General features: G+C 60.7%; 14 protein-coding genes and 1 pseudogene. 4 read left to right on the top strand and 11 right to left on the bottom strand.

From position 1 onward, the window contains the following. Positions 1–34 precede the first annotated feature (34 nt). From glgB to ALTERO38_RS06290, 11 genes are all read right to left on the bottom strand, one after another. Positions 35–2,254: a 1,4-alpha-glucan branching protein GlgB gene (gene glgB, locus ALTERO38_RS06340; protein ID WP_159967696.1), complete on the bottom strand. Its 2,220-nt coding sequence runs from the start codon at positions 2,252–2,254 to the stop codon at positions 35–37. Next, complete coding sequence (gene treS / locus ALTERO38_RS06335; RefSeq protein WP_159967695.1) at positions 2,251–5,574, bottom strand: maltose alpha-D-glucosyltransferase; 3,324 nt, start codon at positions 5,572–5,574, stop codon at positions 2,251–2,253. Before treS ends, glgB begins: the two co-directional genes overlap by 4 nt. A gap of 144 nt (positions 5,575–5,718) precedes the next feature. Continuing rightward, complete coding sequence (locus ALTERO38_RS06330; protein WP_159967694.1) at positions 5,719–7,731, bottom strand: alpha-1,4-glucan--maltose-1-phosphate maltosyltransferase; 2,013 nt, start codon at positions 7,729–7,731, stop codon at positions 5,719–5,721. Between the two features lie 335 nt (positions 7,732–8,066). Continuing rightward, a complete protein-coding gene (gene fdhE / locus ALTERO38_RS06325) occupies positions 8,067–8,960 on the bottom strand; it encodes a formate dehydrogenase accessory protein FdhE (protein WP_159969645.1) in 894 nt (297 codons plus the stop codon). 45 nt (positions 8,961–9,005) lie between these two features. Beyond that, a complete protein-coding gene (locus ALTERO38_RS06320) occupies positions 9,006–9,698 on the bottom strand; it encodes a formate dehydrogenase subunit gamma (protein ID WP_159967693.1) in 693 nt (230 codons plus the stop codon). Continuing rightward, entirely contained in the window at positions 9,695–10,630 is a 936-nt protein-coding gene (fdxH, locus tag ALTERO38_RS06315; RefSeq protein WP_102835281.1) for a formate dehydrogenase subunit beta, read from the bottom strand. The genes ALTERO38_RS06320 and fdxH overlap by 4 nt, the downstream gene beginning before the upstream one ends. Beyond that, positions 10,630–13,704, bottom strand: a complete 3,075-nt coding sequence (fdnG, locus tag ALTERO38_RS06310) for a formate dehydrogenase-N subunit alpha (protein WP_178114633.1) — start codon at positions 13,702–13,704, stop codon at positions 10,630–10,632. The genes fdxH and fdnG overlap by 1 nt, the downstream gene beginning before the upstream one ends. Before the next feature lie 157 nt (positions 13,705–13,861). Next, a complete protein-coding gene (gene ligD / locus ALTERO38_RS06305; protein ID WP_159967691.1) occupies positions 13,862–14,782 on the bottom strand; it encodes a non-homologous end-joining DNA ligase in 921 nt (306 codons plus the stop codon). A 17-nt stretch (positions 14,783–14,799) separates the two neighbouring features. Further along, positions 14,800–15,813: a Ku protein gene (locus tag ALTERO38_RS06300; RefSeq protein ID WP_159967690.1), complete on the bottom strand. Its 1,014-nt coding sequence runs from the start codon at positions 15,811–15,813 to the stop codon at positions 14,800–14,802. A gap of 31 nt (positions 15,814–15,844) precedes the next feature. Continuing rightward, positions 15,845–16,702: an SDR family oxidoreductase gene (locus ALTERO38_RS06295; RefSeq protein ID WP_159967689.1), complete on the bottom strand. Its 858-nt coding sequence runs from the start codon at positions 16,700–16,702 to the stop codon at positions 15,845–15,847. 106 nt (positions 16,703–16,808) lie between these two features. Further along, positions 16,809–17,825: a zinc-dependent alcohol dehydrogenase family protein gene (locus tag ALTERO38_RS06290; RefSeq protein ID WP_102835287.1), complete on the bottom strand. Its 1,017-nt coding sequence runs from the start codon at positions 17,823–17,825 to the stop codon at positions 16,809–16,811. Positions 17,826–18,085: 260 nt separating this feature from the next. Between ALTERO38_RS06290 and ALTERO38_RS06285 the strand changes: the two are divergent. From ALTERO38_RS06285 to ALTERO38_RS06270, 4 genes and pseudogenes are all read left to right on the top strand, one after another. Beyond that, a pseudogene (locus ALTERO38_RS06285) lies at positions 18,086–19,010 on the top strand (LysR family transcriptional regulator); the annotation flags it as partial. A gap of 296 nt (positions 19,011–19,306) precedes the next feature. Beyond that, positions 19,307–20,536, top strand: a complete 1,230-nt coding sequence (mexE, locus tag ALTERO38_RS06280; RefSeq protein ID WP_159967688.1) for a multidrug efflux RND transporter periplasmic adaptor subunit MexE — start codon at positions 19,307–19,309, stop codon at positions 20,534–20,536. Positions 20,537–20,634: 98 nt separating this feature from the next. Next, positions 20,635–23,805: an efflux RND transporter permease subunit gene (locus ALTERO38_RS06275; RefSeq protein ID WP_159967687.1), complete on the top strand. Its 3,171-nt coding sequence runs from the start codon at positions 20,635–20,637 to the stop codon at positions 23,803–23,805. Continuing rightward, complete coding sequence (locus ALTERO38_RS06270; protein WP_159967686.1) at positions 23,802–25,205, top strand: efflux transporter outer membrane subunit; 1,404 nt, start codon at positions 23,802–23,804, stop codon at positions 25,203–25,205. Before ALTERO38_RS06275 ends, ALTERO38_RS06270 begins: the two co-directional genes overlap by 4 nt. The last annotated feature ends 31 nt before the right edge of the window (positions 25,206–25,236 follow it).

Raw genomic sequence — 25,236 nt, 5'->3', positions numbered from 1 at the left:
AGTTTGCCCTGACCGCTGCCACCGCAAGCACCAGTTACACCTGGGGTCGAAGGATGATCACACCCAGCGGCGGCAGGGTCAGCGCCAGTGACACGTCCTGACCATGAGCAGGAATCTGCTCGGCCAATATGCCGCCGCCGCCATTACCCACGTTGGAGCCGCCATAGCACTCGGCGTCACTGTTGAAGATTTCCTCCCAGCGACTGTCGACTGGCACGCCAATGCGATAGTTCTCGCGAACGACCGGCGTGTAATTACCCACGATCAACAATGGATTGCCGCTGGAATCCATGCGCAACCAGGCAAATACGCTGTTGGCGCGATCATCACCAATCAACCACTGGAAGCCGGCCGGATCGGAGTCGAGCTCATGCAGCGCAGGTTCCTTGCTGTACAGATGATTGAGATCGCGCACCAGATTCTGCGCGCCGCGGTGGTCGGGCTCTTCCAGCAGATGCCAATCAAGCTCGCGGTCATGGTTCCATTCACGCCATTGGCCGAACTCGCAGCCCATGAACAGTAGCTTCTTGCCGGGGTGCGTCCACATGAACGACAGATAAGCCCGCAGGTTGGCGAATTTCTGCCAGCGGTCGCCCGGCATTTTGTCGATCAACGAGCCTTTGCCGTGCACCACCTCATCGTGGGAAATCGGCAGGACGAAGTGTTCCGAATAGGCGTAGACCATGCCGAAAGTGAACTTGTCGTGGTGGTACTGACGGTTGATCGGGTCTTCTTCGATGTATTGGAGCGTGTCGTGCATCCAGCCCATGTTCCACTTGTAGGCAAAGCCGAGCCCGTCCTCGGACGTTGGCTTGCTCACGCCGGGGAATGCTGTGGACTCCTCAGCAATGACCAGCGCACCAGGGGTTTCAGTCGCCACGACATCATTCAGGTGACGCAGGAAGTCGATGGCTTCCAGATTCTCCCGGCCGCCATGACGGTTGGGAATCCACTCACCATCCTTTCGCGAGTAGTCCCGATACAGCATCGAGGCCACCGCATCCACACGCAGTGCGTCGACGTGGAATTCGCGCAGCCAGTGCAATGCCGAGGCAAGCATGAAGCCATGCACCTCGGTACGCCCCAGGTTGTAGATGTAGGTATCCCAGTCCTGATGGAAACCCTCGAACGGGTGCGCGTACTCGTATAGCGCAGTGCCATCGAACTCGCCCAAACCATGAGCATCAGTCGGGAAGTGGGCCGGAACCCAGTCGAGAATCACACCGATACCGGCGGCGTGACAGGCATCGATGAAGGCTGCGAAGTCGTGCGCCGACCCATATCGCGCGCTTGGCGCGAACTGGGACAGCAGCTGGTAACCCCAGGAGCCGCCGAAGGGGTGCTCCATGATGGGCATCAGTTCGATATGGGTGAAGCCCAGGTCGACCACATAGGGAATCAGCCGCTCGGCCAGTTCATGCCAGTCGTACAGGCGACCGTCGTCGCCGCCGTCGCGACGCCAGGAACCGGCGTGCAGCTCGTAAATGCTCATCGGTGCTTTCACCGACTGTTGCTTTGCTCGCTGCTCCAGCCAGGCCTCGTCTTTCCATTCGTATTCGAGCGGGTGCGAGATTACCGATGCAGTGCCTGGCGGCAGTTCGGTAGCCAGAGCAATCGGATCGGCCTTCAGTGGCAGGATGCCGTGCGGGCCAAGAATCTCGTATTTGTAGGCCTCACCCGGCTGCAAACGCGGGATGAAGATTTCCCACACGCCTGACGGAAAGCGCAGGCGCATGGGGTGCCGACGCCCGTCCCAACCGTTGAAGCTGCCAACTACCGATACGCGGCGAGCGTTAGGCGCCCACACTGCGAAGCGAACACCCTGAACGCCATCGACCTCCATGGGCTGAGCGCCGAACACGCGGCCGATTTCCCGATGGTTGCCCTCGGAAAACAGGTACATGTCCATTTCGCCGAGCTGGGGACCAAAGCTGAAAGGGTCTTCGGTGATTTGTTCGCCACTCGCCCAGCGAATCTTCAACAGATATGGCTGTTGATTGGTCAACCGGGTGAAGAAAAAGCCGGGCACCTGGCCTTGCTCCATGGCCGCCAGCACCCTTCCCCCGCTGCGCTCAAGCACTTCGACGCCCAACGCATTGGGCAGGTAGGCGCGCACGACCAGCCCATCACCGTCCGGGTGCGGGCCAAGAATGGAAAACGGGTTGCCATGTTCGGCGCGCACCAGCGCATCGACATCAGCATCGGTTGGTAGCAGGTTTTCACCGGGCATTGTCACGGCCGGACGATCATTCATTGGTAACCTCCATCGGAAATCTGTTGTGCCAGCGTCGCCAGTCCCTGAAGCGGGACGGTCAGCCAAGCCGGGCGGTTCTCTGCTTCATAAGCTACTTCATACGCGGTCTTTTCCAGGCTGAACAGGGCCAGAGCCGCATCAGCACCGGCCGCGTCCTTCCAGGCATGTGGCAACTCGGCGGTCGCCTCGCGATAAGCTTCCAGGAAGACCGCGCGTGCGCTTTGTTGATAGGTATCGGAAATGGTGCGGCGAGCCTGGTCGGCAACTTCCGAGCTGTCGCTCGACTGGGCGTTGCGCAGCGTCATGGCGGTGGCGTATTCAAAGGAGCGCAGGACACCGGCGACGTCCTTGAAGGGGCTCAGCTTGCTGCGTCGCTCCTCGAGCGAGCGTGCGGGCTCACCCTCGAAGTCGATGAAGTAGGCATCACCCTGCGCAACCAGAATCTGGCCAAGGTGCAGGTCACCATGCACACGCGTCCGAAGCCCACCCAGCGTGCGGTTAGCCAGCCGCTTGACCTCCGCCAACAGCTCCTTGCGCTGGTCAAGGAGCTGATCGACCTGAGCGGTAGTTTTACGATCCAGATCGCCACGGCGAGCCTGCAGCAGGTTAAGCGCATGTTCGACCTGCCCGGAAATCAGCTGTGTCCAGTCCTTGGCATCCGAAGCCGTGGTTGGCTCGGCAGCAAAGGCCTGGTTGTCGGTCTGCACCGCCAAGGTCATGTGCATTTCGCCCAGGCGTTGACCAAGCAACCGGTTGAAGGCTTCCAGCTCTTCCAGTGCACTGAACTGGTTTTCATGCAGCGAAACGCCGCCAGCGATCTGGTCGCGCACCGCCCGGTCCAGCGTGTTCAGCGTCCACTCCCAGGCGTCGCCCTGGTTGTCGAGGAAGCGCTGCACGACCATCAGGGCATATTGCTCACCGCTCTTGTCGAAGCGGCTCACCTGCCCCAGCATCGCCGAGATATGGGTGAAGCCCTGTTCGGTCAGGAAGCTGCCCATTTCCAGTTCCGGGTGCATCCCGGCCGAAACGCGGCGCAAGACCTTGATCATCATGCAGCTGCCGATGATTGCCGAGCTGTTGGACTGCTCGGCCGTCAGGTAGCGCACTTCCGCCTCGGCTGGCAGTTCGATTTCTGCAAGCTGCGCCATGGGCTGGAAACGTATCTCGCCTTCGCCGCACGGCAGCACCTGCTCCTCGCGCAGCCCCTGGATGACGCCGAGTACGAACTGCTTGAGCGCGAAGGCATCAGTCAGGAGGCCCACTTGCGGCCCGCGACGAACCCGCGCCATTGCCAGTTGCTGTGGCAGCGCGATATCGAAGTCACCTTCGTCGAGGAAGCCCAATGGCAACTGATAACGGTCGCTGCGTCCGCCTGCATCGACCGCCACCTCACTCAACAAGACGGGGCGTTGCGGGTCGCCGAACGGCACGCTGTAGCAGATCTTGATCGAATTGATCGTCGCGTCCTTGCTGGCGAACCAGCGACGCTTGGGCAGGTATGCCGGCAGCGATTCGGTTTCCAGAATCCGTTTGTTGGCCGCATTGAGCGTATCCAGGCGCTTGAGCACCAACGTTTGAAAGTCAGGCATGGTTTCCACCGGTTCTTGGTGCCAGCTCGGCATCTGGTGACTGGTTGCCAGCTGGAACCAGTAGAAGCCGTAGGGAGGTAGAGTCAGCAGATACGGCAGTTGGCCGATCGGCGGGAAGGCACTGCCGCCGACCATTTCCACCGGCACCATTCCGGCGTAATGCGACAGCTCCAGCTCTGCGGCCTGTGCCGAACGCGAGACGTTGGCGACGCAGAAGATCACTTCCGTCTCGCCGGTTGCCGTTGTGAATTCGCGGATATAGGCAAGAATGCGACGGTTGCTCGGCGCCAGCATCTTCAGGGTGCCACGGCCGAATGCCTTGAACTGCTTACGGATGGAAAGCAGCCGTCGCGTCCAGTTGAGCAGTGAATGTGGGTCGCGCTGCTGAGCCTCGACGTTGATCGCCTGATAGCCGTAGAGCGGGTCCATGATCGGCGGCAGCACCAGGCTGGGCGGGTCGGCGCGGGAGAAGCCGCCGTTGCGGTCGACCGACCATTGCATCGGCGTGCGCACACCGTCTCGGTCACCGAGGAAGATGTTGTCGCCCATGCCGATTTCATCGCCGTAATAGATCACCGGCGTACCGGGCATCGAAAGCAACAGGCTGTTGAGCAGCTCGATCCTGCGGCGGTCCCGTTCCAGCAGTGGCGCCAGGCGACGTCGGATGCCGAGGTTGATGCGCGCGCGCTTGTCGGAGGCGTAGTAATTCCAGAGGTAGTCACGCTCCTTGTCGGTCACCATTTCCAGCGTCAGCTCGTCATGGTTGCGCAGGAAGATCGCCCACTGGCAGTTCTCGGGAATGTCTGGTGTTTGCCGGAGAATGTCGGTAATCGGGAAACGGTCTTCCTGGGCAAGCGCCATGTACATGCGCGGCATCAACGGGAAATGGAACGCCATGTGGCATTCGTCGCCGAGCCCGCCGTCCTCGCCGCCGAAGTACAGCTGCGTGTCTTCCGGCCATTGATTGGCTTCGGCCAGCAGCATGCGGTCGGGGTAGTTGGCGTCGATCTCGGCGCGGATCTTCTTCAACACCACATGGGTTTCGGGCAGGTTCTCGTTGTTGGTGCCGTCGCGCTCCACCAGATAGGGAATCGCGTCCAGACGCAGTCCGTCGATCCCGAGATCCAGCCAGTAGCGCATCACGCTGAGAACCGCCTTCATCACCTGCGGGTTGTCGAAGTTGAGGTCCGGCTGGTGAGAATAGAAGCGATGCCAGAAGTACTGCTGTGCTACCGGGTCCCAGGTCCAGTTCGACACTTCGGTATCCAGAAAGATGATCCGCGTGCCGTCGTATTTCTCGTCAGTGTCGGACCACACGTAAAAGTCACGCGCCGCGGAGCCCTTCTTCGCCTTGCGCGCACGCTGAAACCACGGATGCTGGTCGGAGGTGTGGTTGATGACCAGTTCGGTGATCACCCGCAGGCCACGCTTGTGAGCCTCGGCGATGAAGCGCTTGGCGTCAGCCATGGTGCCGTAATCCGAATGCACGCCACGGTATTCAGCAATGTCATAACCGTCGTCGCGACGCGGCGATGGGTAGAACGGCAGTAGCCAGATGGTGTTCACGCCGAGGTCGGCTATGTAGTCGAGCTTGTCGATCAAGCCCTGAAAGTCGCCGACGCCGTCGTTATTCGAATCGAAGAAGGATTTTAGGTGGACCTGATAGACCACCGCATCCTTGTACCAAAGAGGATCCTTGATAAAGGCAGCAGGTTTGCGCGCTCTGGCCATGGTCTCGTTCCTTTCATCTGCCTCCTGACTGGCCCACACATCTGGCCAGCCGAGGCGGAAAAGTAAGCCAGCTAGTCTATAAACGAGATGAGATAATGTTTATAAACAACTGATAAATAGCGTTTTTATACCCTTCTTAATAAATCACTTTAAGTCAGGGTCCATGGCATCTGAACTGATGCTCCAAATGCCAAACGGCAAGTGCCAGGGCTCAATCCGCATAAACTGAGTCTTGCCGTACCAAGTCCAGCGATGCCCGTTCATAAGGTCTTCGCCTCGGGTCTCGGCATTGTCCGGGAGCCCCATCTCCCACAGCGGCAGCTCGAAATGCGCTTCCTGGGCGTTATGTGGGTCAAGGCTGACCGCAACCAGGATGAAGTTCTTCAGATCCGGCGTGCGTTTGCCGAAGAACAGGATGTTGTCGTTGTAGGCCGTGTATGCCTTGAACCCCAAATGCGTCTGCAGGGCCGGGTTCTGCCTGCGGATTCGATTGAGCTGGGCAATCTCGGCAACGATGTTGCCCGGTGCGTGATAGTCCCGTACCCGTATCTGGTACTTCTCCGAATCCAGGTACTCCTCCTTGCCTGGAATCGCCGCCGACTCGCACAGTTCAAACCCCGAGTACATGCCCCACAGCCCGGAGCCCATGGTCGCCAGCGCCGCGCGAATCAGGAACCCAGCGCGCCCGGAGTCGTGCAAGAAGAACGGGTTGATGTCAGGCGTGTTGACGAAGAAGTTAGGCCGGTAGCAATCGCGAAGCGGATGCTCGTTGAGCTCGGTGAGGTATGCGCTGAGCTCCGCCTTGTTGTTGCGCCAGGTGAAGTAGGTGTAGCTCTGATTGAAGCCAACCTTGCCCAGGCGCGCCATCATCGCCGGCTTGGTGAAAGCCTCGGAAAGGAACATGACATCCGGGTCTCGCTCGCGGATATCGGCAATCATCCATTCCCAGAATGGCAGCGGTTTGGTGTGCGGATTATCGACGCGGAAGATCTTCACGCCCTGCTCCACCCAGTGCCAGATCACATCGCGCAGGGCGATCCACAGGTCGGGCATGGCGTCCTCGGCGTAGAAATCGACGTTGACGATGTCCTGATACTTTTTCGGCGGGTTCTCCGCATAGCGGATGGTCCCGTCCGGTCGCCAGGAGAACCAGCCCGGATGCTCGTTGAGCCACGGGTGATCTTGCGAACACTGAATCGCGAAATCGAGTGCGATTTCCAGACCGTGCTCTCGGGCCGCAGCGACCAGTGCGCGGAAATCGTCAAGCGTACCCAGCTCCGGGTGAACAGCATCGTGCCCACCGGCTTCGCTGCCGATTGCATACGGGCTGCCTGGATCATCCGGACCGGCATGCAGGGTATTGTTCGGGCCTTTGCGGTGCTGCCGGCCGATAGGGTGAATCGGCGTGAAATAGAGTACGTCGAAGCCCATGTCGCGGATCGACGGCAAACGCTTGTGTACGTCGTGGAAGGTACCGTGACGGTTGGGGTCATCGGTTTCAGAGCGGGGGAACAACTCGTACCAGCTGGCAAACAGTGCAAGCGGTCGCTCGACCTCCACCGGGTATACATCGCTCTGGCTGCAATGCTCACGTGGGTCTGCATCAGCCATCGCCGCGGCGGTTTCACTGGCCAGCATCACCGAGACGCGCTCGTCGTCCAGGTGCGCCACGCTCAGGCGGTGTAGCAGGTCATCAAGGATGGCCTTGGTTTCGGCCTGCGCGCGTTGGCTGGCGCGCTCAAGCAACAGCCGTCCTTCTTCCAGCTCGAGTTGCACGGGAACGCCGGCGGTGTGCTTCTTCGACAGCTCGTAACGGTAGGTCTCGTAGATATCCCACCAGGCTTCGATCATGAATTCGTGTGACGCAACCTGGGTTGGGGTGAACTGCCCCTCCCAGCTGTCGTTGCCGATCAACTTGAGCCGTGCGCGGCGCCAGGTGGTTTCGTCCTTGGTCCGCCAGCAGATCGTCGCAGCGAGCTGATCGTGCCCATCGGCGAAGATCTTGCTCGTGACGTTGATCGGGTGGCCAATGGTTGCCTTTGCGGCAAATCGCCCCCCTTCAAGGACGGGTTGGGTAGATTCAATGGCGATGCGCGGCATCCGCAAGGCCTGTTCAAGTCGGGGGTGAATCACCGGATGGGGCTTTGCATCGGTCATCGAACGGGGCTCCTAGGCGAAATGACAGCGAAACGGCAAAACCTCCCCGCTCGGGATTGGCAATCGAGCGGGGCTGGCGATACCGGCGGAAAACCCTTCATGCGGGCTTTCTCGGGCTCTGTTCTTTCCGAACCAAAGGAGGCGTGAAAAGTTCAGCAAGAAGGCCGCTACCGCTTGTCACAGACAGCGCTGCGGTTGTTTTAGGACAAACGCCGGACAGAACGGCCGGCGTGTGAGTGCATTGCTCCAGTAGGAGCCAGTTTGCTGGCAATCCGAAGCGCATTTGATGTGCGGCTGCCCCAATAGGTGCCAGTCTGAGACATACGCCTGGTGCGCTAGTCGCCACCGACGATCAGCAATGGGTTGTAGCCGCTACGGCCGTATTCGCCCTGTTCGGCCAGCAGCATATCGAGCGCAAGGCTGGCAATGTCGTCTGCTACCGGGTCAGCGCGCCCGTGCTCCTCGCGCAACATGACCTTGAGATAGCTGTGACATTCGCCGCACGACTCCGCCTGAACCGGCATAGCCGGCTTGCCTTGCTCGTCATCCAACGTCAGGTACAGCAGCTTCGCGCCGCTGTCACAGACACTGCACTTGAGTCGCTCCAGATGCCACTCAGTGGCGCAGAGCGAGCAATGCAGATAACGCACGCCCGCGCGGTGACGTTCGTTGTGAATGACGCTGGCGACCGGTGGGGAACCGCAGCACGGGCACAGCCCTTTCGCTTCGCCCACAGGTTTTTCGGGGGGCCGAGGCAACGCCATCGCCAGCCTCGTCCAAGTGATCTGCAGGGCGGCGGCGACCAGTGGCAGTAACGGGCGGCTTGTTTCATCACCGGGTCGGGCCTCGAGAATGTCGTCCGCCAACGCATCGAGCTGCTCACGCGAGGATTCCCGAAGTCTCTTGAGCAACGGTCGTTGAATCTCGCCTATGTGAAGCTCCATCGCATCAAGCATCGACAGCAGGTCTTCATGCCAGGGCACGTCACGCTTCAAGGCCTGAAAGCCGAGTGGCGGCAGCCCATGCTTCAACGCTTGATCGAATGCGTCCTCAGCCGGACGCCAACCTGCTTCACGCTCAATCAGTACTTGGTGCTGGGCTTGCACCAAGCGCGCCATGAAGGCGAGAAACTCATCCAGGGGTGGAACCTGCTGGACGAGTTCCCGCAGCCTCGTCGCACGCTTGCTGAACACTTTGGCGTCCGGCAACACCACATTTGGCGCCTCCATAATTCCCGATGGCGCACTTCCAAAAGAGTGGTTCACTGCAGCTCCTTACGTTCGTTTCGAGGGTACGTCCCGGTTGGGCGACAGACCGCCCGGATCCTCATGCCCTCCCTTGCGGCGTACCTCGTCATACCAGAGACCGTGGTGGTGACGCGCCCAGGCGTGGCTCACACGTCCCTGCGTCATCGCGCGTACCGACCCCTTCACCCAAATCGCCGAGTAGATGTGGATTACCAATGTGATGATCGCAATGAAGGCGGTGTAAGCATGGATGGTGACCGCCCAGCGCAGCGCCCAGACAGGCATGTCATCGGCGATCCATGGGCGCCAGAGAACGATGCCGGTGATCAGCAGCACCGGCACAGTGGCGAGGAATATCCAGTACACCAGCTTCTGCCCGGCGTTGTTCTTGCCTACTGGCGGCAGCCGCTCGTCGCGGTTGGCCAGCACGTCGCGGATCTGCTTCATCCATTGCACATCGTGACGACGGATCAGGTTGTCGCCGAAAAAGCGCACCGTCTGGATGACGAAGAACAACGACATGAACACGCCGATGTACGGGTGAACGATGCGCGTCGGCTCCGGCCCGCCGAACAGCGCGGTCAGGCCGAAGAAGAACGGGTAGAACAACGCCAACCCGCTCAGCACAAGCAGCACGAAGCTGATCGCGATGAGCCAGTGATTCACCCGCGTCCACCAGCCATAGCGCAGGATGCCGTGTTTGACATTCGAGTGGCTCATAGCCGGTCCTCCCCGCGCCTGTCGATTTCACGGGCGTCATGCGCATTTTCCGGATCCGGATCATCCTCCGGCTCCTCTTTCGGCCCCTTCATCACGTAATGGAAGAAGCCCGCCAGCACCGACATGCCCAGCGCCACCGACATGATCGGTTTAGTCACCCCTTTCCACAGCTCGACCGTGGGCGCGATATGGGGATCACGCGGCAACCCGCTGTAGAGCTCCGGCCTGTCGTTGTGCTGCAGCACATAGACCACGTGAGTGCCGCCAACACCTGGGGGATCGTAGATCCCGGCATTTTCGTAGCCACGCCCCTGCAGATCTGCGACCCGGTGAGCACCGTAGTCGAGCATGTCTTCCTTGGTACCGAACATGATGGCCGAGGTCGGGCAGCTCTTGACGCACGCCGGCTCCAGCCCGTTGTAGACTCGATCCGAACACAGGGTGCACTTGTACGCCTTGTTGTCCTTTTTCGAGATTCGCGGAATGTCGAACGGGCAACCCGCCACGCAATAACCACAGCCGATGCAATGCTCGGAATTGAAATCGACGATGCCGTTGGCGTACTGCACGATGGCGCCGGGTGACGGGCAGGCCTTGAGACAGCCAGGCTCGGCGCAATGCATGCAGTTGTCCTTGCGGATCAGCCATTCGAGGTTGCCCTGCTCGTCCTCGTATTCCGAGAAACGCATCACCTCGAATGACTCAGGCGAAAGGTCCTGAGGGTTGTTGTAAGTACCGTCGCACTCCCCAACCTCGTCGCGTAGGTCATTCCACTCCGAGCACGCCACCTGACAGGCCTTGCAGCCAATGCAGACCGACACGTCGATCAGTTTGGTGACCTTCTCCACACCCCCATGGCGTACCTGTGGCGAAGGCGTGGTCGTCGCCGAACGGGCGATGATGTTCTGCAGATTTATCTGGTCGCCTCTCATCAGAGGATCCCTCCGACTTTTTCCACGTTCACCAGGAACGACTTGAACTCTGGCGTCTGCGTATTACCGTCGCCCACGAAGGGTGTCAGGGTGTTGGTCAGGTGCGCCTTCTTCGCCACACCCTTGAACCCCCAGTGAATCGGGATACCGATCTGATGCACGGTGCGGCCGTCGATCTCCAGCGGCACCAGCCGTTTGGTGACCACCGCCACGGCGGTGATATAGCCGCGCTTGGAGCTGACCTTGACCCGATCACCGGCCGCAATGCCCAGTTCGCCGGCGAGCACTTCGCTGATCTCGATGAACTTCTCCGGCTGAGCGATGGCGTTGAGCCGCGCATGGGTGGTCCAGTAATGGAAGTGCTCGGTCAGGCGATAGGTCGTCGCCGCATACGGGAATTCCGTGTTTGAACCGAACGAGTCGCGGTCCTGCTCGAACACCCGGGCGATGGGGTTATGCAGCGCCAAGGGGTTGTCCGGGCTCAGTGGATTGCGGTCGATCGGCGTCTCCATGGGTTCGTAATGCTCGGGGAAAGGCCCTTCGTTCAACCATTCGCAGGCGAAGAAATGCCCACGTCCGGTCTGGGTGACGATGAACGGACCCACCCCTTGCGAGGGCGGCGACGTGACCGGGAAATCGGGCACATCAGCGCCTGTCCAGCGCTCGCCGTTCCACCAGATGAACGCCTTGTTCGGTGCCCATGGGGTACCGTCGGGACGCGCCGAAGCGCGGTTATAGAGCAGTCGCCGATTCATCGGCCAGGCCCAGGCCCAGCCCAGGGTATTACCGGTGTTGTAGGGGTCCGAATTGTCGCGACGGGCCATCATGTTGCCCTGCTCGGGCCAGGCGCCGGAATAGATCCAGCAACCACAGGCGGTCGAGCCGTCCGCGCGCAATTCACTGAAATCCTGCAACTGCTCGCCTTTGCGCCGAATGACCTTGCCGCTGTCATCGGTAATGTCCGCCAGTGCGCGACCGTTGTACTCCATGGCCAGTTCGGATGCCTTGGGATACTGCGGCACCTTGTAGTTCCAACTCAGATTCAGGATCGGATCGGGGAAGGCACCACCCTCCTCCTGGTACATGAGCTTCAGGCGCAACATGACCTCACCCAGGATCTCCGTATCGGTCATGGCTTCGCCCGGGCCAGGCACGGCCCGCTCATGCCATTGCAACCAGCGCGCACTGTTGGTGATGGAGCCGTCATCCTCCGCAAAACAGGTGGTCGGCAACCGGAACACCTCGGTGGGGATCTGCGACGGGTCGACGTCGTGGTATTCACCGAAGTTTTTCCAGAACTCGCCTGTCTCCACGGTGAGCGGGTCCATGATCACCAGGAATTTAAGCTTCGACAGACCGTCCATGACCTTCGCCTTGTTCGGGAAAGCCGCCAGAATGTTGAAGCCCTGACAGAATGCGCCGGTCATCTTGCCCAGCGTCATGTCGTTGATGGCGTACAGCACGTCATAGATTGGCTCGGACAGCTTTGGCAGCCAGTCGTAGCACCAATTGTTTTCCTTGGTTGCCACATCGCCGTACCAATCCTTCATCAAACTGACGAAGAACCGCTCATAGAACTTCCAGTAGGAAACCTCGCCTTCGAGCAGCGGCAGCTTGATGCGGGTCTTCATGTAGTCCTCGTAGGACTGCAGATTCACCGACGGAAGATTCATGTAGCCCGGGAGCAGGTTGGACAGCAATCCGATGTCCGTAAGCCCCTGAATGTTGGAATGCCCGCGCAGCGCATTCACCCCGCCACCCGGCATTCCCATGTTGCCCAGCAACAGCTGGACCATGGCTCCGCAGCGGATTATCTGCGAGCCGATGGTGTGCTGCGTCCAGCCCAGAGCGTAGAGGATGGTCATGGTCTTGTCGGGCGCCGAAGTGGTCGCCATCAGGTCCCAGAGCTCAAGCACCTTTGCCTTGGGCATGCCGCAGATGTTTTCCACCTGATCGACGCTGTAGCGGCTGTAATGCTGACGCATCAGTTGCAGGACACAGCGTGGATGCTGCAGCGTTGGGTCGGTCCGGGCAAAGCCGTTTTCGTCCAGCTCGAAATTCCAGGTTTCCCGGTCGTAGGTTCGATCAGCCGGGTTATAACCGGTGAACAATCCTTCCTCGAAACCAAACCCTTCGGCCACGATCAGGCTGGCGTCGGTGTACTCGCGCACGTACTCATGTGCATAGCGCTCGGTTTCGATCAGGTAGTTGATGAACCCGCCGAGAAACACGATATCCGTGCCAGTACGAAGCCAGGCGTGATAGTCCGCTACTGCGGTGGTGCGATTGAAGCGTGGGTCAATCGAAATAAGGACAGCATTGCTGCGCTGTTTGGCATGCATGACCCAGCGGAAGCCCACCGGATGCGCTTCAGCCGAATTGCCGCCCATCGACAGGATGACATTGGCGTTGGCAATGTCGGTCCAGTGATTCGTCATGGCACCGCGACCAAATGTTGGGGCAAGACCTGCCACCGTTGGTCCGTGTCAAACGCGAGCCTGGTTGTCTATTTTGAGGATGCCAAGCGCTCGGGTGATCTTCTGCGTGAGATAGGCCGTCTCGTTGGTACAGGCCGAAGCCGCTACCATCGATGTGGTCATCCAGCGGTTGACCAGCCGGCCCTGCTCGTCATGCGTCTCGAAATTCCGGTCGCGGTCATCTTTCATGTGCCGGGCGATACGCGCGAAGGCCTCGTCCCAGCTGATGCGCTTCCACTCATTGGTGTAAGGCTCACGGACCTCAGGGTATTTGACCCTCGATTCGCTCTTGATGAAGTCGAGAACACCTGCGCCGCGTGGGCAAAGCGAACCGCGGCTGACCGGGTGATCCGGATCGCCTTCGACGTGGTAGATCTCGTCGATCACGTTGATCGCGCCGTCGCCACGGGAGTAAAGCAGCATGCCGCAGCCTACTGAGCAGTAGGTGCAGATATTGCGGGTCATTTTTGCGCCGGTCAGCTTGAAGTGACGAATCGACGCGAAGGCTTCATCAGGCGCAAATCCCATCATGGCCATGCTCGACGCGCCTACACCAGCCGCACCGAACTTCAGGAACTGTCGCCGGGATACTCGCACGGTCATCGGTATCTCCTGTTACTTATTGTGTCTGTCCATCTAACAGGTGGACTGGACCGCTCTGGAATGGTTCCTCCAGAGGGACAGACGGGCGTCACAGTCGTTACGCTTAAAAGGCTAGTTCAGGACCTCGACCATCAACAGGTCACCCGTCGCGTCACTGGCGCGCAGCGAGGTCTTTTAACAGTTGAGCCGAGAGAGTCTGGCGGGTCGCAGGGTAATCGGCCCAGGGATCGTGCTTCAGGTTGTCGAGGCGCTCATGCAGGTTGAGGATATTCCATTGATCGGCGCCGCTGATCTGCTGCAGTTCCTCCCGGGCGATGGGTACGGAAACCGGCAAACCGGGCCGTGCCCGCGCGGAAAAGGCCGCAACCGTGCTCGCGCCCCTCTGGTTGCGCAGGTAGTCGACGAAGATCTTGCCGACCCGGTTCTTCGGCCCCATCTTCGCGACGATTTGCTCCGGCGCCTCCTTTGCCAACCGGACCGTAACGCCACGGGCAAATTCATTGGCGCAATCCCAGCTGTGACGACGGTCGATGGGCACGACTACGTGTACGCCCCGGCCTCCGCTGGTTTTGAGCAAGGCCCGAAGACCGAGTTCGTCGAGCAGATCGAGGGTCATGCAGGTGGCTTGCACCATGCTCGACCATGGCAGTTCCGGGTCGGGATCAAGATCGAAAACGACCCGGTCCGGCTTGTCGATCCGATCGCTACGCGCATTCCAGGTGTGGAACTCGATGGTGCCCATCTGCACAGCCTCAATCACGGCAGTCACGCTGTCCGCCTGGATCAGACGGGCGTGTTCGGGATCCAGTGATTTATCCAGCACGCGCATGTGGGGCATTTTCAAACGTCCACAGTGACGCTGGAAAAAGCTTTCACCGGGGACGCCCTCCGGAGCGCGAACAATCGACAGCGGCCGCTTGGCCAACTGAGGCGTCAGCCATTCACCGACTGCCAGGTAGTATTCAGCGAGCTGCAGCTTGGTGGCGCCGCTGGCCGGGTCGATGACCCGCTGCGGATTACTGATGCCGATACCGCCCACATCGGGGCGGCTTTTGGCCGCCTTCTCAGCCATGCGCAATCCTCATGGGCTCAGCTCGCCTTCTTGCTGCTGGATTTGCTGGCTGCCGGTTTGCTGGTACTCGTCTTGCGTGCCGTCGAGGTTTTGCTGGTTGAAGACTTACTGGCAGTCGATTTGGCTGGAGCCTTGGCTTTGCTCGCCGCAGATTTGCTCATAGTCCGCTTGGCCGGTGCCGCGGCCTCTTCGCTGTCATCCTCGTCGACTGCTTCCGCCGGCGCAGCGTTCTTGGCTGACGACTTGCCGGCCAGGCTGCGCTTGAGCAGCTCGGTCAGATCGATGACATCGGCGCTGCGACGATCCACTGCTTCTTCCGGCCCACCCACGGCTTCGAGCTTGCCTTCTCGGGCCTTGGTCTCCACCAGATCCATGATCTGATCCTGAAAGGTGTCCTTGTACTGCTCGGGGTTCCAGTCTTCGCTCATGTCCTCGACCAACCGCTTGGCCATGTCGAGTTCCTTGGGATTAAGGTCGGGGTTGAGCGCTTCGTCCTTCATCTCAAGGTATTCCACGCCGCGCACCTCATCGGCCCAGCGCAAGGTATTCATGACCAGGGCCTTGCCCAGCGGCATCACAACCGCCAAATGCTGCTTGTTGCGTAGCACAACATTGGCGATGCCGACCTTACCGGTCTGCTCCAGGGTTTCGCGGAGCAATGCATAGACCTTTTCACCCCGTCGATCCGGGGTGAGGTAATACGGCGTAGCGATGTACAGGAAAGAAATGTCCTTGGCATCGACAAAGGCAACGATATCGACCGTCTGCGTGGCTTCAGGGTGGGCCGATTTGATTTCATCATCACTGATGACGACGTAATTACCCTTTTCGTATTCCACGCCTTTGACGATGTTCTCGCTCTCGATGTCTTCCCCGGTGGTCTTGTTGATGCGCTTGTAGCCGACCCTGTCCATGCTGCGTTTATCCAGCCAGTCGAAATCGATACCCTGCCGGGTCGTAGCCGGTACAAGCGCGACGGGGATGTGAACGAGGCCGAAACTGACGGCGCCTTTCCAGATCGTACGGGGCATATGCCTTCCCTCCTGTCGACAGTTCGTTCGGTCAGCCGTTGAGCACAGTGCCGCCGTTGACATGAATAACTTGTCCGCTGACGTAGGACGAGTCGCTGCTGGCGAGATACACGTATGCCGGCGCCACTTCATCAGGCTGCCCCGGACGCTCCATAGGCACGTTGGCGCCGAATTTCTTCACCTTTTCTTCATCGAACGTCGACGGAATCAGTGGCGTCCAGATCGGCCCAGGCGCTACTCCGTTCACGCGGATTCCGCGGTCGGCGATGTTGATCGACAGCGAGCGGGTAAATGATGTGATTGCGCCCTTGGTCGACGAGTAGTCCAACAGATGCGGGCTGCCCTTGTAGGCGGTAACCGAGGTCGTGTTGATGATGGAGGCGCCTTTTTTCAGATGCGGCAGTGCGGCCTTGGTCATCTGAAACATGCCGAAGATGTTGGTGCGGAAGGTTTTCTCCCACTGCTCTTCGCTGATGTCCTCGAGCTTTTCCTGCGGATGCTGCTCGGCTGCGTTGTTGACCAGGATGTCGAGCTTGCCGAACGCGCTCAGCGTTTCATCGATCACCTTGCGGCACACATCGCGGTCCGCTACGTCGCCTGCAAACGTCAGGCATTTGCGCCCCTGCTCTTCCACTACGCGCTTGGTTTGCTCGGCGTCCTGGTGCTGATCCAGATAAAGAATCGCCACGTCAGCGCCTTCGCGGGCAAATAACACCGCGACAGAGCGTCCGATACCACTGTCGCCACCGGTAATGATCGCAACCTTGCCCGTGAGCTTGCCGGCGGCCTTGTATTCTTCGCCACGGTACTCGGGGCGAGGGCTCATCTCGCTTTCCTTGCCAGGCTCCGGTTGCTGTTGAGGTGGGAGCGTCTGGTTTTCGTCGGGCATGCTGGATCCTCCGTAAGAGCCTGAAAGCTGTATTCGGAGGACTTGACGGCGGAAGGAAAAGTTTCTGTGAAGCGATGAGAGGCCCCTGAACAGGGGCCTCGGTCAATCAGTCGACGCGCAGTGCGACCCGACCACGCGGAGCACCACTCTCAACATACTCGTGCGCTGCCACCACCTCGTCGAAGGTGAATACTTTGTCGACCTGCGGAGTGACCAGACGATCGGCCGTGAGCTGGTTGATGTGCAGCAAGGCACGCTCGACTGCATCGCGGTTCTGCTCGATGCCCAGTTCGGGCTGGCCAGTGAAATCGCACAGGCAATGCAGGAAGAACTTGAAGTTCTTCTTGAACGCCGCACAAGCCGGAAACGCTGTCTCGTTGCCGCCGTTGAGCCCGTAAAGGATCAGCTTGCCGCGCGGTGCGATCACGTCGCCCAGCAGCTTCATCTGCGAGCCGCCGCAACCGTCGAGTACGACTTCCACGCCAGCCCCACCGGTGATCTTCTGCAGCCGCCCGACCAGATCTTCCTCTTCGGTAACGATGACCGTCTCGGCACCCAACTCACGCAGGAAGTCGCGATCCTCAGCCGTCTCGCAGGTGGCGATCACACGTCCGCCAAGTGCTTTCGCCAGCTGCACCGCAGAAGGCCCGGTGCAATGCCGCGCCTGGGTGACCAGCACGTATTGTCCAGGCTCGAGCTGAGCAAGTTCGATCAGCGCGAAATAAGACACCAGCGCCGGCGTGTAATGGACGCTGGCCTCAGCTGCGCTGAGCATCTCCGGATAGTGCACCAGCGACGTTTGCGGCAGCAGAACCTGCTCGCCATAGAGCGGGTACTGGTTGAGATCGTGCGCAGGGAAGCTGGCAACACGATCACCCACCGCGAAACCATCTACATCATCACCTACCGCCAACACCTCGCCGGCGATCTCGCTGCCCAGCCCTGCCGGGAGCTTGGCGTGACGCGGAGCCAAGTCCTGCCGCCAGAGTACGTCGTTCCAGCTGATGCCGATCGCTTTCACGTCGACAAGCACCTCGCCCGGGCCAGGCTTTGGCACGTCGCGCTGCTCATAACGCAGCACTTCGGCTGGCCCGAACTGGTGGAAACGGATGATGCGGGACATTGAAAGACCCCTCGATTACTACTGTGTCAGTGACTCTATCTGCACCGCCGGAACAACTCCAGCGCCGATCCCTGCATTCCGCTCGATAGTCGCCATGCGTGGGAATGATGATGAGCTGTATGTAAACCTGCGCCACAGACTGCAGGTTTGTGTAATTCCAAAGCTGAAATGGACATGCCGGCGTCACTCCGATCTGTCTAGAATGCAACCGCAACCCTCCAGAAGGTCAGCCGCGCCTTTGTCTGACCACAGCTTGAAGTGAATGGCATGAACCGCAACGACCTTCGCCGCGTGGATCTGAACCTGCTTATCGTCTTCGAAACGCTGATGCATGAGCGCAGCGTGACTCGCGCCGCTGAAAAGCTGTTTCTTGGGCAGCCCGCCATCAGTGCCGCCCTGGCTCGCCTGCGTACGTTGTTTGACGACCCGCTGTTCGTGCGCACCGGGCGCAGCATGGAGCCCACCGCACGCGCGCAAGAGATCGCCGGGTTGCTGTCGCCAGCGCTGGATTCGATCTCCACGGCCGTCAGCCGCGCCTCGGACTTCAACCCGGCCACCAGCGAACTGGTGTTTCGCATCGGCCTGACCGATGAGGTGGAATTTGCCCTGCTGCCGCAATTGCTCAGGCGCGTCCGTGCCGAAGCGCCGGGCGTGGTGCTGGTAGTGCGTCGTGCCAATTACCTGTTGATGCCGGGCCTGCTTGCCTCGGGCGAGATCTCGGTGGGGGTCTGCTACACCGAGGAACTGCCGGCCAACGCCAAGCGCAAGGTATTGCGCAGGCCGAAACCCATGTTGCTGCGTGCTGACAGCATCCCTGGCCGTATGACGATGGAAGACTACTGCTCGCGCCCGCACGCCATGGTTTCCTTTGCTGGCGACCTGAACGGCTATATCGATGACGAGTTGGCGCTGCACGGCTGCAAGCGAAAGGTCGTGCTGGCGGTGCCGCAGTTCAACGGGTTGGCGAGCCTGCTGGCCGGAACCGACCTGGTCGCGACCATGCCGGACTATGCCGCTGCGGCGCTTGCCGCCAACGGTGGCGTGCGGGCCGAGCCGCTGCCATTCGAGACCAGCCAGGACTTCGAGCTGTCCATGGCCTGGCGCGGCGCTCAGGACAACGATCCCGCCGAGCGCTGGCTGCGCTCGCGCATCCAGATGTTCGTTGGCGATCCAGACAGTCTCTGAACCAACCCGGGTCGCGATAACGTTTAGCATCGGTTGCCGCTCGGGCGCCGATTCCCCCTGTAGCTGCAACCGATCGCCCCTTTCCTCTCCACTGCTCCTTGTGTGCCCTTGCGGCTAGTGCTTGGTGTCGCTGGGTAGTCTGAAGCTCAGCCGCGGTTTTGCTGTCGGCGCCATCAATGACAAATGCTGCAACATCATCGCGGATGATATTTACATTCGCCTCGTTCGATTTCTGCTTGCAAAGGCCAGCCCCCACACTCCCGCCATCGATAAAAACCCGAGTTGCGGAGTCAAGCATGGATCGTTCACTCAAAGCTTTGCGTTACCCATTGGTTGCGGTTGCTGCCGCCCTTGTAGGCGCATGCGGTAAAGCGCCCGAAGCCACCGAAGCGGCCATGCCGGCCCCCGCCGTCAGTGTTGCCGAGGTCATCGAACAGAAGGTGACCGAATGGGACGAGCTCACCGGCCGCCTGGAAGCGCCCGAATCGGTCGATATTCGTCCACGCGTGTCGGGCTTCATCGACAAGGTCGCGTTCGAAGAAGGCTCGCTGGTGAAGAAAGGCGATCTGCTGTTTCAGATCGACCCGCGCCCGTTCGAAGCGCAGGTCAAACGCTTGCAGGCCGAGTTGCAACAGGCTCGCGCCACTGAGCGCCGGACCGCAAGCGAAGCCGAGCGCGGTGAGCGACTGCGCGCCAACAATGCCATTTCCGCCGAACTGGCTGACGCGCGAGCCAGCGCCGCCAGCGAAGCGAAGTCCGCTGTCGCCGCCATCCAGGCTCAGCTCGATGCCGCCAAGCTGGATCTCGGGTTCACCCGCGTCACCGCCCCCATCGATGGCCGCGTAGGTCGTGCGCTGATTACAGCGGGCAACCTGGTCAATGCTGGCGAAGCCTTGCTGACGACGCTGGTCTCCACCGACAAGGTCTATGCCTACTTCGAGGCGGACGAACGCACCTACCTGAAGTATCGCGAACTCGCCCGTGACGGTGAGCGTGGCGACGAGACACCGGTGTACCTCGGGCTCTCCAGCGAGGAAGGACACCCTCATCTGGGGCACATGGACTTCATCGACAATCAGGTCGACCCACGCACCGGCACCATTCGCGGACGCGCCGTGTTCGATAACCGTGGCGGGCGCTTCACTCCCGGTCTCTACGCCCGCCTGAAGCTGGTCGGTAGCGCCACCTACGACGCCGTCCTGATCAAGGATGTCGCGGTCGGAACCGATCTTGGGAAGAAGTTCGTCCTGGTCCTCGGGGAAGACGACACTGTCAACTATCGCGCCATCGAGCTGGGTCCGAAGCTGGAGGGCCTGCGCATCGTTCGTAGCGGTCTGGAGGAAGGTGAAACCATCGTCGTCAACGGCCTGCAGCGCGTGCGACCCGGTAATGCCGTACAGCCAGAGGACGTACCGATGGCAGATGCGGACACCCTCGCCGCGCTGAAAGAACAGAGCCGTGCCATATCGGCAGCGATGAACCCGCAGGTGGTCGACCGGCCCCTGGCGCGAGGGCCGAGCAGTTGACGTTCAGCACGTCCCACTGACCGGCGCCTAGGCGCCAACTCAAACAAAACCGATTCCGTCAGGGCACGTCGCGCGTGCCCTCTCCCCCGGAGTGCGTCATGAATTTCTCCCAGTTCTTTATCCAGCGGCCGATCTTCGCCGCGGTGCTATCACTGATCATCCTGATCGGTGGCGCCATATCGCTGTTCCAGCTGCCGATCAGCGAATATCCCGAAGTCGTGCCACCGACTGTGGTGGTGCGCGCCAGCTTCCCAGGCGCCAACCCGAAAGTGATCGGCGAAACCGTCGCGTCCCCCCTCGAACAGGCCATCACCGGTGTCGAGGGCATGCTCTACATGTCGTCCCAGGCAACCGCTGACGGCAAGCTGACCCTGACCATCACGTTTGCGTTGGGAACCGATCTGGATAACGCCCAGGTGCAGGTGCAGAACCGCGTCACGCGTACCCAGCCGACGTTGCCGACCGAAGTGCAGCGCCTTGGCGTGACGGTGGACAAGGCCTCGCCGGACCTGACGATGGTGGTGCACCTGACATCGCCAGACGAGCGCTACGACATGCTCTATCTGTCCAACTATGCGGCGCTCAACGTCAAGGACGAGCTGGCGCGGCTGGACGGAATTGGCGATGTGCAGCTGTTCGGCATGGGTGATTATTCGCTGCGCGTCTGGCTCGATCCGAACAAAGTCGCCTCGCGCAACCTCACCGCAACCGACGTGGTTAACGCGATCCGCGAGCAGAACCGTCAGGTCGCTGCGGGTTCGCTGGGTGCGCCACCCGCGCCGGGCGCGACGGACTTCCAACTGTCGATCAACACACAGGGCCGGCTGGTCAGCGAAGAAGAGTTCGAGAACATCATCATTCGCGCCGGCGAAGACGGTTCGATCACCCGCCTGCGGGACGTCGCGCGTATCGAACTGGGTTCCAGCCAATACGCACTGCGTTCCTTGCTCAACAACCAGCCCGCCGTGGCCATCCCGGTTTTCCAGCGCCCTGGCTCGAACGCAATCGAAATCTCCGACTCAGTGCGTGCTCGCATGGCCGAGCTGAAGAAGGACTTCCCTGAAGGCGTGGACTACGAAATCGTCTACGACCCAACCATCTTCGTGCGCGGTTCCATCGAGGCGGTGGTGCATACCCTGCTTGAAGCGATTGTGCTTGTGGTGCTGGTCGTGATTCTGTTCTTGCAGACCTGGCGCGCGTCGATCATCCCGCTGGCCGCCGTACCGGTCTCACTCATCGGCACTTTTGCCGTGATGCACATGCTGGGTTTCTCACTCAATGCGCTGTCACTGTTCGGCCTGGTGCTGGCAATCGGCATCGTGGTGGATGACGCCATCGTGGTGGTGGAGAACGTCGAGCGGAATATCGGCCTCGGCAAGTCGCCGGTGGAAGCCACCAAGCAGGCGATGAAGGAAGTGACCGGGCCGATCATCGCCACGGCGCTGGTGCTCTGCGCGGTGTTCATCCCGACTGCCTTCATCTCGGGCCTTACCGGGCAGTTCTATCAACAGTTTGCCCTGACCATTGCGATCTCCACGGTGATCTCGGCCTTCAACTCCCTGACCCTGTCGCCAGCGTTAGCGGCCGCGTTGCTGCGCAGCCATGACGCGCCAAAAGACGGCTTCTCACGCCTGCTGGACAAGCTGTTCGGCGGCTGGCTGTTCGCCCCCTTCAACCGGGTATTCGAACGCGCCAGCCACGGCTACGTCGGTGCGGTTAAACGCATTCTGCGTGGCAGCGGCATCGCCCTGGTGGTTTATCTCGGCCTGGTCGGACTCGGCTATATGGGCTTCGCCAGCACACCGACCGGTTTCGTGCCGCCGCAGGACAAGCAGTACCTGGTGGCCTTTGCGCAACTGCCGGATGCCGCCACGCTGGATCGCACTGAAGACGTCATCAAACGCATGTCACAGATCGCTGCCGAGCATCCCGGTGTCGAGAACACCGTGGCCTTCCCTGGCCTGTCGATCAACGGATTCACCAACAGCCCGAACAGCGGCATCGTCTTCACCCCGCTCAAGCCCTTTGATGAGCGCAGTGATCCTTCGCTGTCCGCCAACGCCATCGCGGCTGATCTGAACAGCCAGTTCGCGCAAATTCAGGACGCCTTTATCGCGATCTTCCCGCCGCCACCGGTACAAGGCTTGGGCACCATCGGCGGCTTCCGTGTGCAGGTGCAGGACCGCGGCAATCTTGGCTACGAAGAGCTGTACAAACAGGTGCAGAACGTCATCGCCAAGAGCGCGGACTATCCCGAACTGGCCGGGCTGTTTACCAGCTATCAGGTCAACGTGCCGCAGATCGATGCCGACATCGACCGGGAAAAAGCCAAGACCCACGGGGTGGCTATCGATCAGATCTTCGACACCATGCAGGTCTACCTTGGCTCGCTGTATGCCAATGACTTCAACCGTTTTGGTCGCACCTATCAGGTCAACGTCCAGGCCGAGCAGAAGTTTCGCCTGACGCCCGACCAGATCGGCCAGCTGAAGGTGCGCAACAACCGTGGCGAGATGGTCCCGCTGTCGACCTTCGTCAAGGTCAGCGACAGTTCCGGCCCGGATCGGGTGATGCACTACAACGGCTTCCTGACCGCTGAAATAAACGGCGCAGCCGCTCCTGGCTACAGCTCTGGCCAGGCCGAAGCGGCCATGGAACGGCTGCTGCAAGCCGAGCTGCCGAACGGCATGAGCTTCGAATGGACCGAGCTGACCTATCAGCAGATCCTCGCGGGGAACACTGCAATGTTCGTCTTCCCGCTCTGCGTGCTGCTGGCCTTCCTGGTATTGGCGGCGCAGTACGAGAGCTGGAGCTTGCCATTGGCGGTGATCCTGATCGTACCTATGACACTGCTCTCGGCCATCACCGGGGTGATCTTGTCGGGCGGCGACAACAATGTGTTTACCCAGATCGGCCTGATCGTGCTCGTCGGCCTGGCGTGCAAAAACGCGATCCTGATCGTCGAGTTCGCCAAGGACAAACAGGAAGAAGGCATGGATCGCCTATCCGCTGTGCTTGAGGCCTGCCGCCTACGGCTGCGCCCGATCCTGATGACCAGCTTCGCGTTCATCATGGGTGTGGTGCCGTTGGTGCTCTCTTCGGGAGCAGGCGCCGAGATGCGTCATGCCATGGGTGTTGCAGTGTTCAGCGGCATGCTTGGCGTGACCTTTTTCGGGCTGTTGCTGACGCCGGTGTTCTACCTGGTCATTCGCGCCTTCGTCGAACGGCGCGCGGAGAAAAAAGCAGTAGTGAAGGAGGTGCACGCATGAAGGCTGTTATTACCACTCCACTACTGCTTGCCGCCGCTCTTGCGTTGAGTGCCTGCGCAGTGGGGCCGGACTACCGCGCGCCAGATGTCGCTCGGGCGCACATCGAACGGGCTGCGGCGACTGGCTTCGATCAGTCGCGTTTTCAAGCGGCCTGGTGGCGCCAGTTCGATGACCCGACGCTGGATGCTCTGGTGGGTGAAGCATTGTCCGAGAACCGCGAACTGCGCATCGCATTCGCCCGGCTCCGCGCCGCTCGTTCCATTCGCGATGACGTGACCAATGATCGCTTCCCTACCGTAACCGCAGGGGCCAGCGCCGAATATGGCGAGGCTCAGCAGCCGGGATTCGGCGAGGAGCGCAGCAGCATCGAGCGCTACGATCTTGGGCTGGACATGGCCTGGGAACTCGACCTGTTCGGCCGAGTTCAGCGGCGCATCGAAGCCAGCGAGGCACAGAGCGAAGCCGCGGAAGCCGAGCAGTATCAACTACAGGTCAGCCTGATTGCCGAACTGGTCAATGCCTATGGCCAGCTTCGCGGGGCGCAACTGCGTGAACAAATTGCTAGGGAAAACCTCGAGAACCAGCGCAATTCGCACCGTCTGACTGAGCAATTGCGCGACGCGGGCGTGGGTAGCGAGCTTGATGTGCTGCGCGCCGACGCTCGGCTAGCAGCGACCCAGGCCAGCTTGCCGCAACTGCAGGCACAGCAGACCCGGGCAACCAATCGCATCGCGACCCTGCTCGGCCAGCGCGCCGACAAACTCAGCGTCGACCTGACGCCGCGCGATTTGCCTGCCATTGCCAAGGCTCTGCCGATTGGTGACCCCACCGAACTGCTACGTCGGCGACCGGACATTCTCGCAGCCGAACGGCAGCTGGCAGCGGCCACTGCCAACGTGGGCGTAGCGACGGCTGATCTGTTTCCGCGGGTAAGCCTGAGCGGTTTTCTGGGTTTCATCGCTGGACGCGGTTCGCAGATCGGTTCAAGCGCGGCGCAGGCCTGGGGTGTAACGCCGAGCATCAGCTGGGCTGCGTTCGACATGGGCAGCGTTCGCGCCAGGCTGCGCGGTGCAGAAGCAGACGCCGAAGGTGCGTTGGCCAGTTATGAGCAGCAGGTCCTGCTGGCGCTGGAGGAATCGGAAAACGCGTTCAGCGACTATGCGCGCGCCCAGGAGCGACTGCTCGCACTGCTGCGGCAGTCCGGCGCCAGTCGCGCGGCAGCGGAGCAAGCGGCAATCCGCTACCGGGAAGGCACGGTGGACTTTCTGGTGCTACTGGATGCCGAGCGCGAGCGTCTGGCGGCGGAGGATGCGCAGGCGCAGGCCGAAGTCGAGGTCTATCGCGGCGTCGTGGGCCTCTACAAGGCACTTGGCGGCGGTTGGCAGCTCGCCAGCAACTGACGGGAAGTCTCTCTGCGCCGCTGAATGGCGG

This window comes from Pseudomonas sp. 9Ag, from assembly GCF_902506445.1.
GTDB classification, from domain to species: Bacteria; Pseudomonadota; Gammaproteobacteria; order Pseudomonadales; family Pseudomonadaceae; genus Stutzerimonas; species Stutzerimonas stutzeri_AB.
This window is presented reverse-complemented; position numbering and strand designations above follow the sequence as displayed.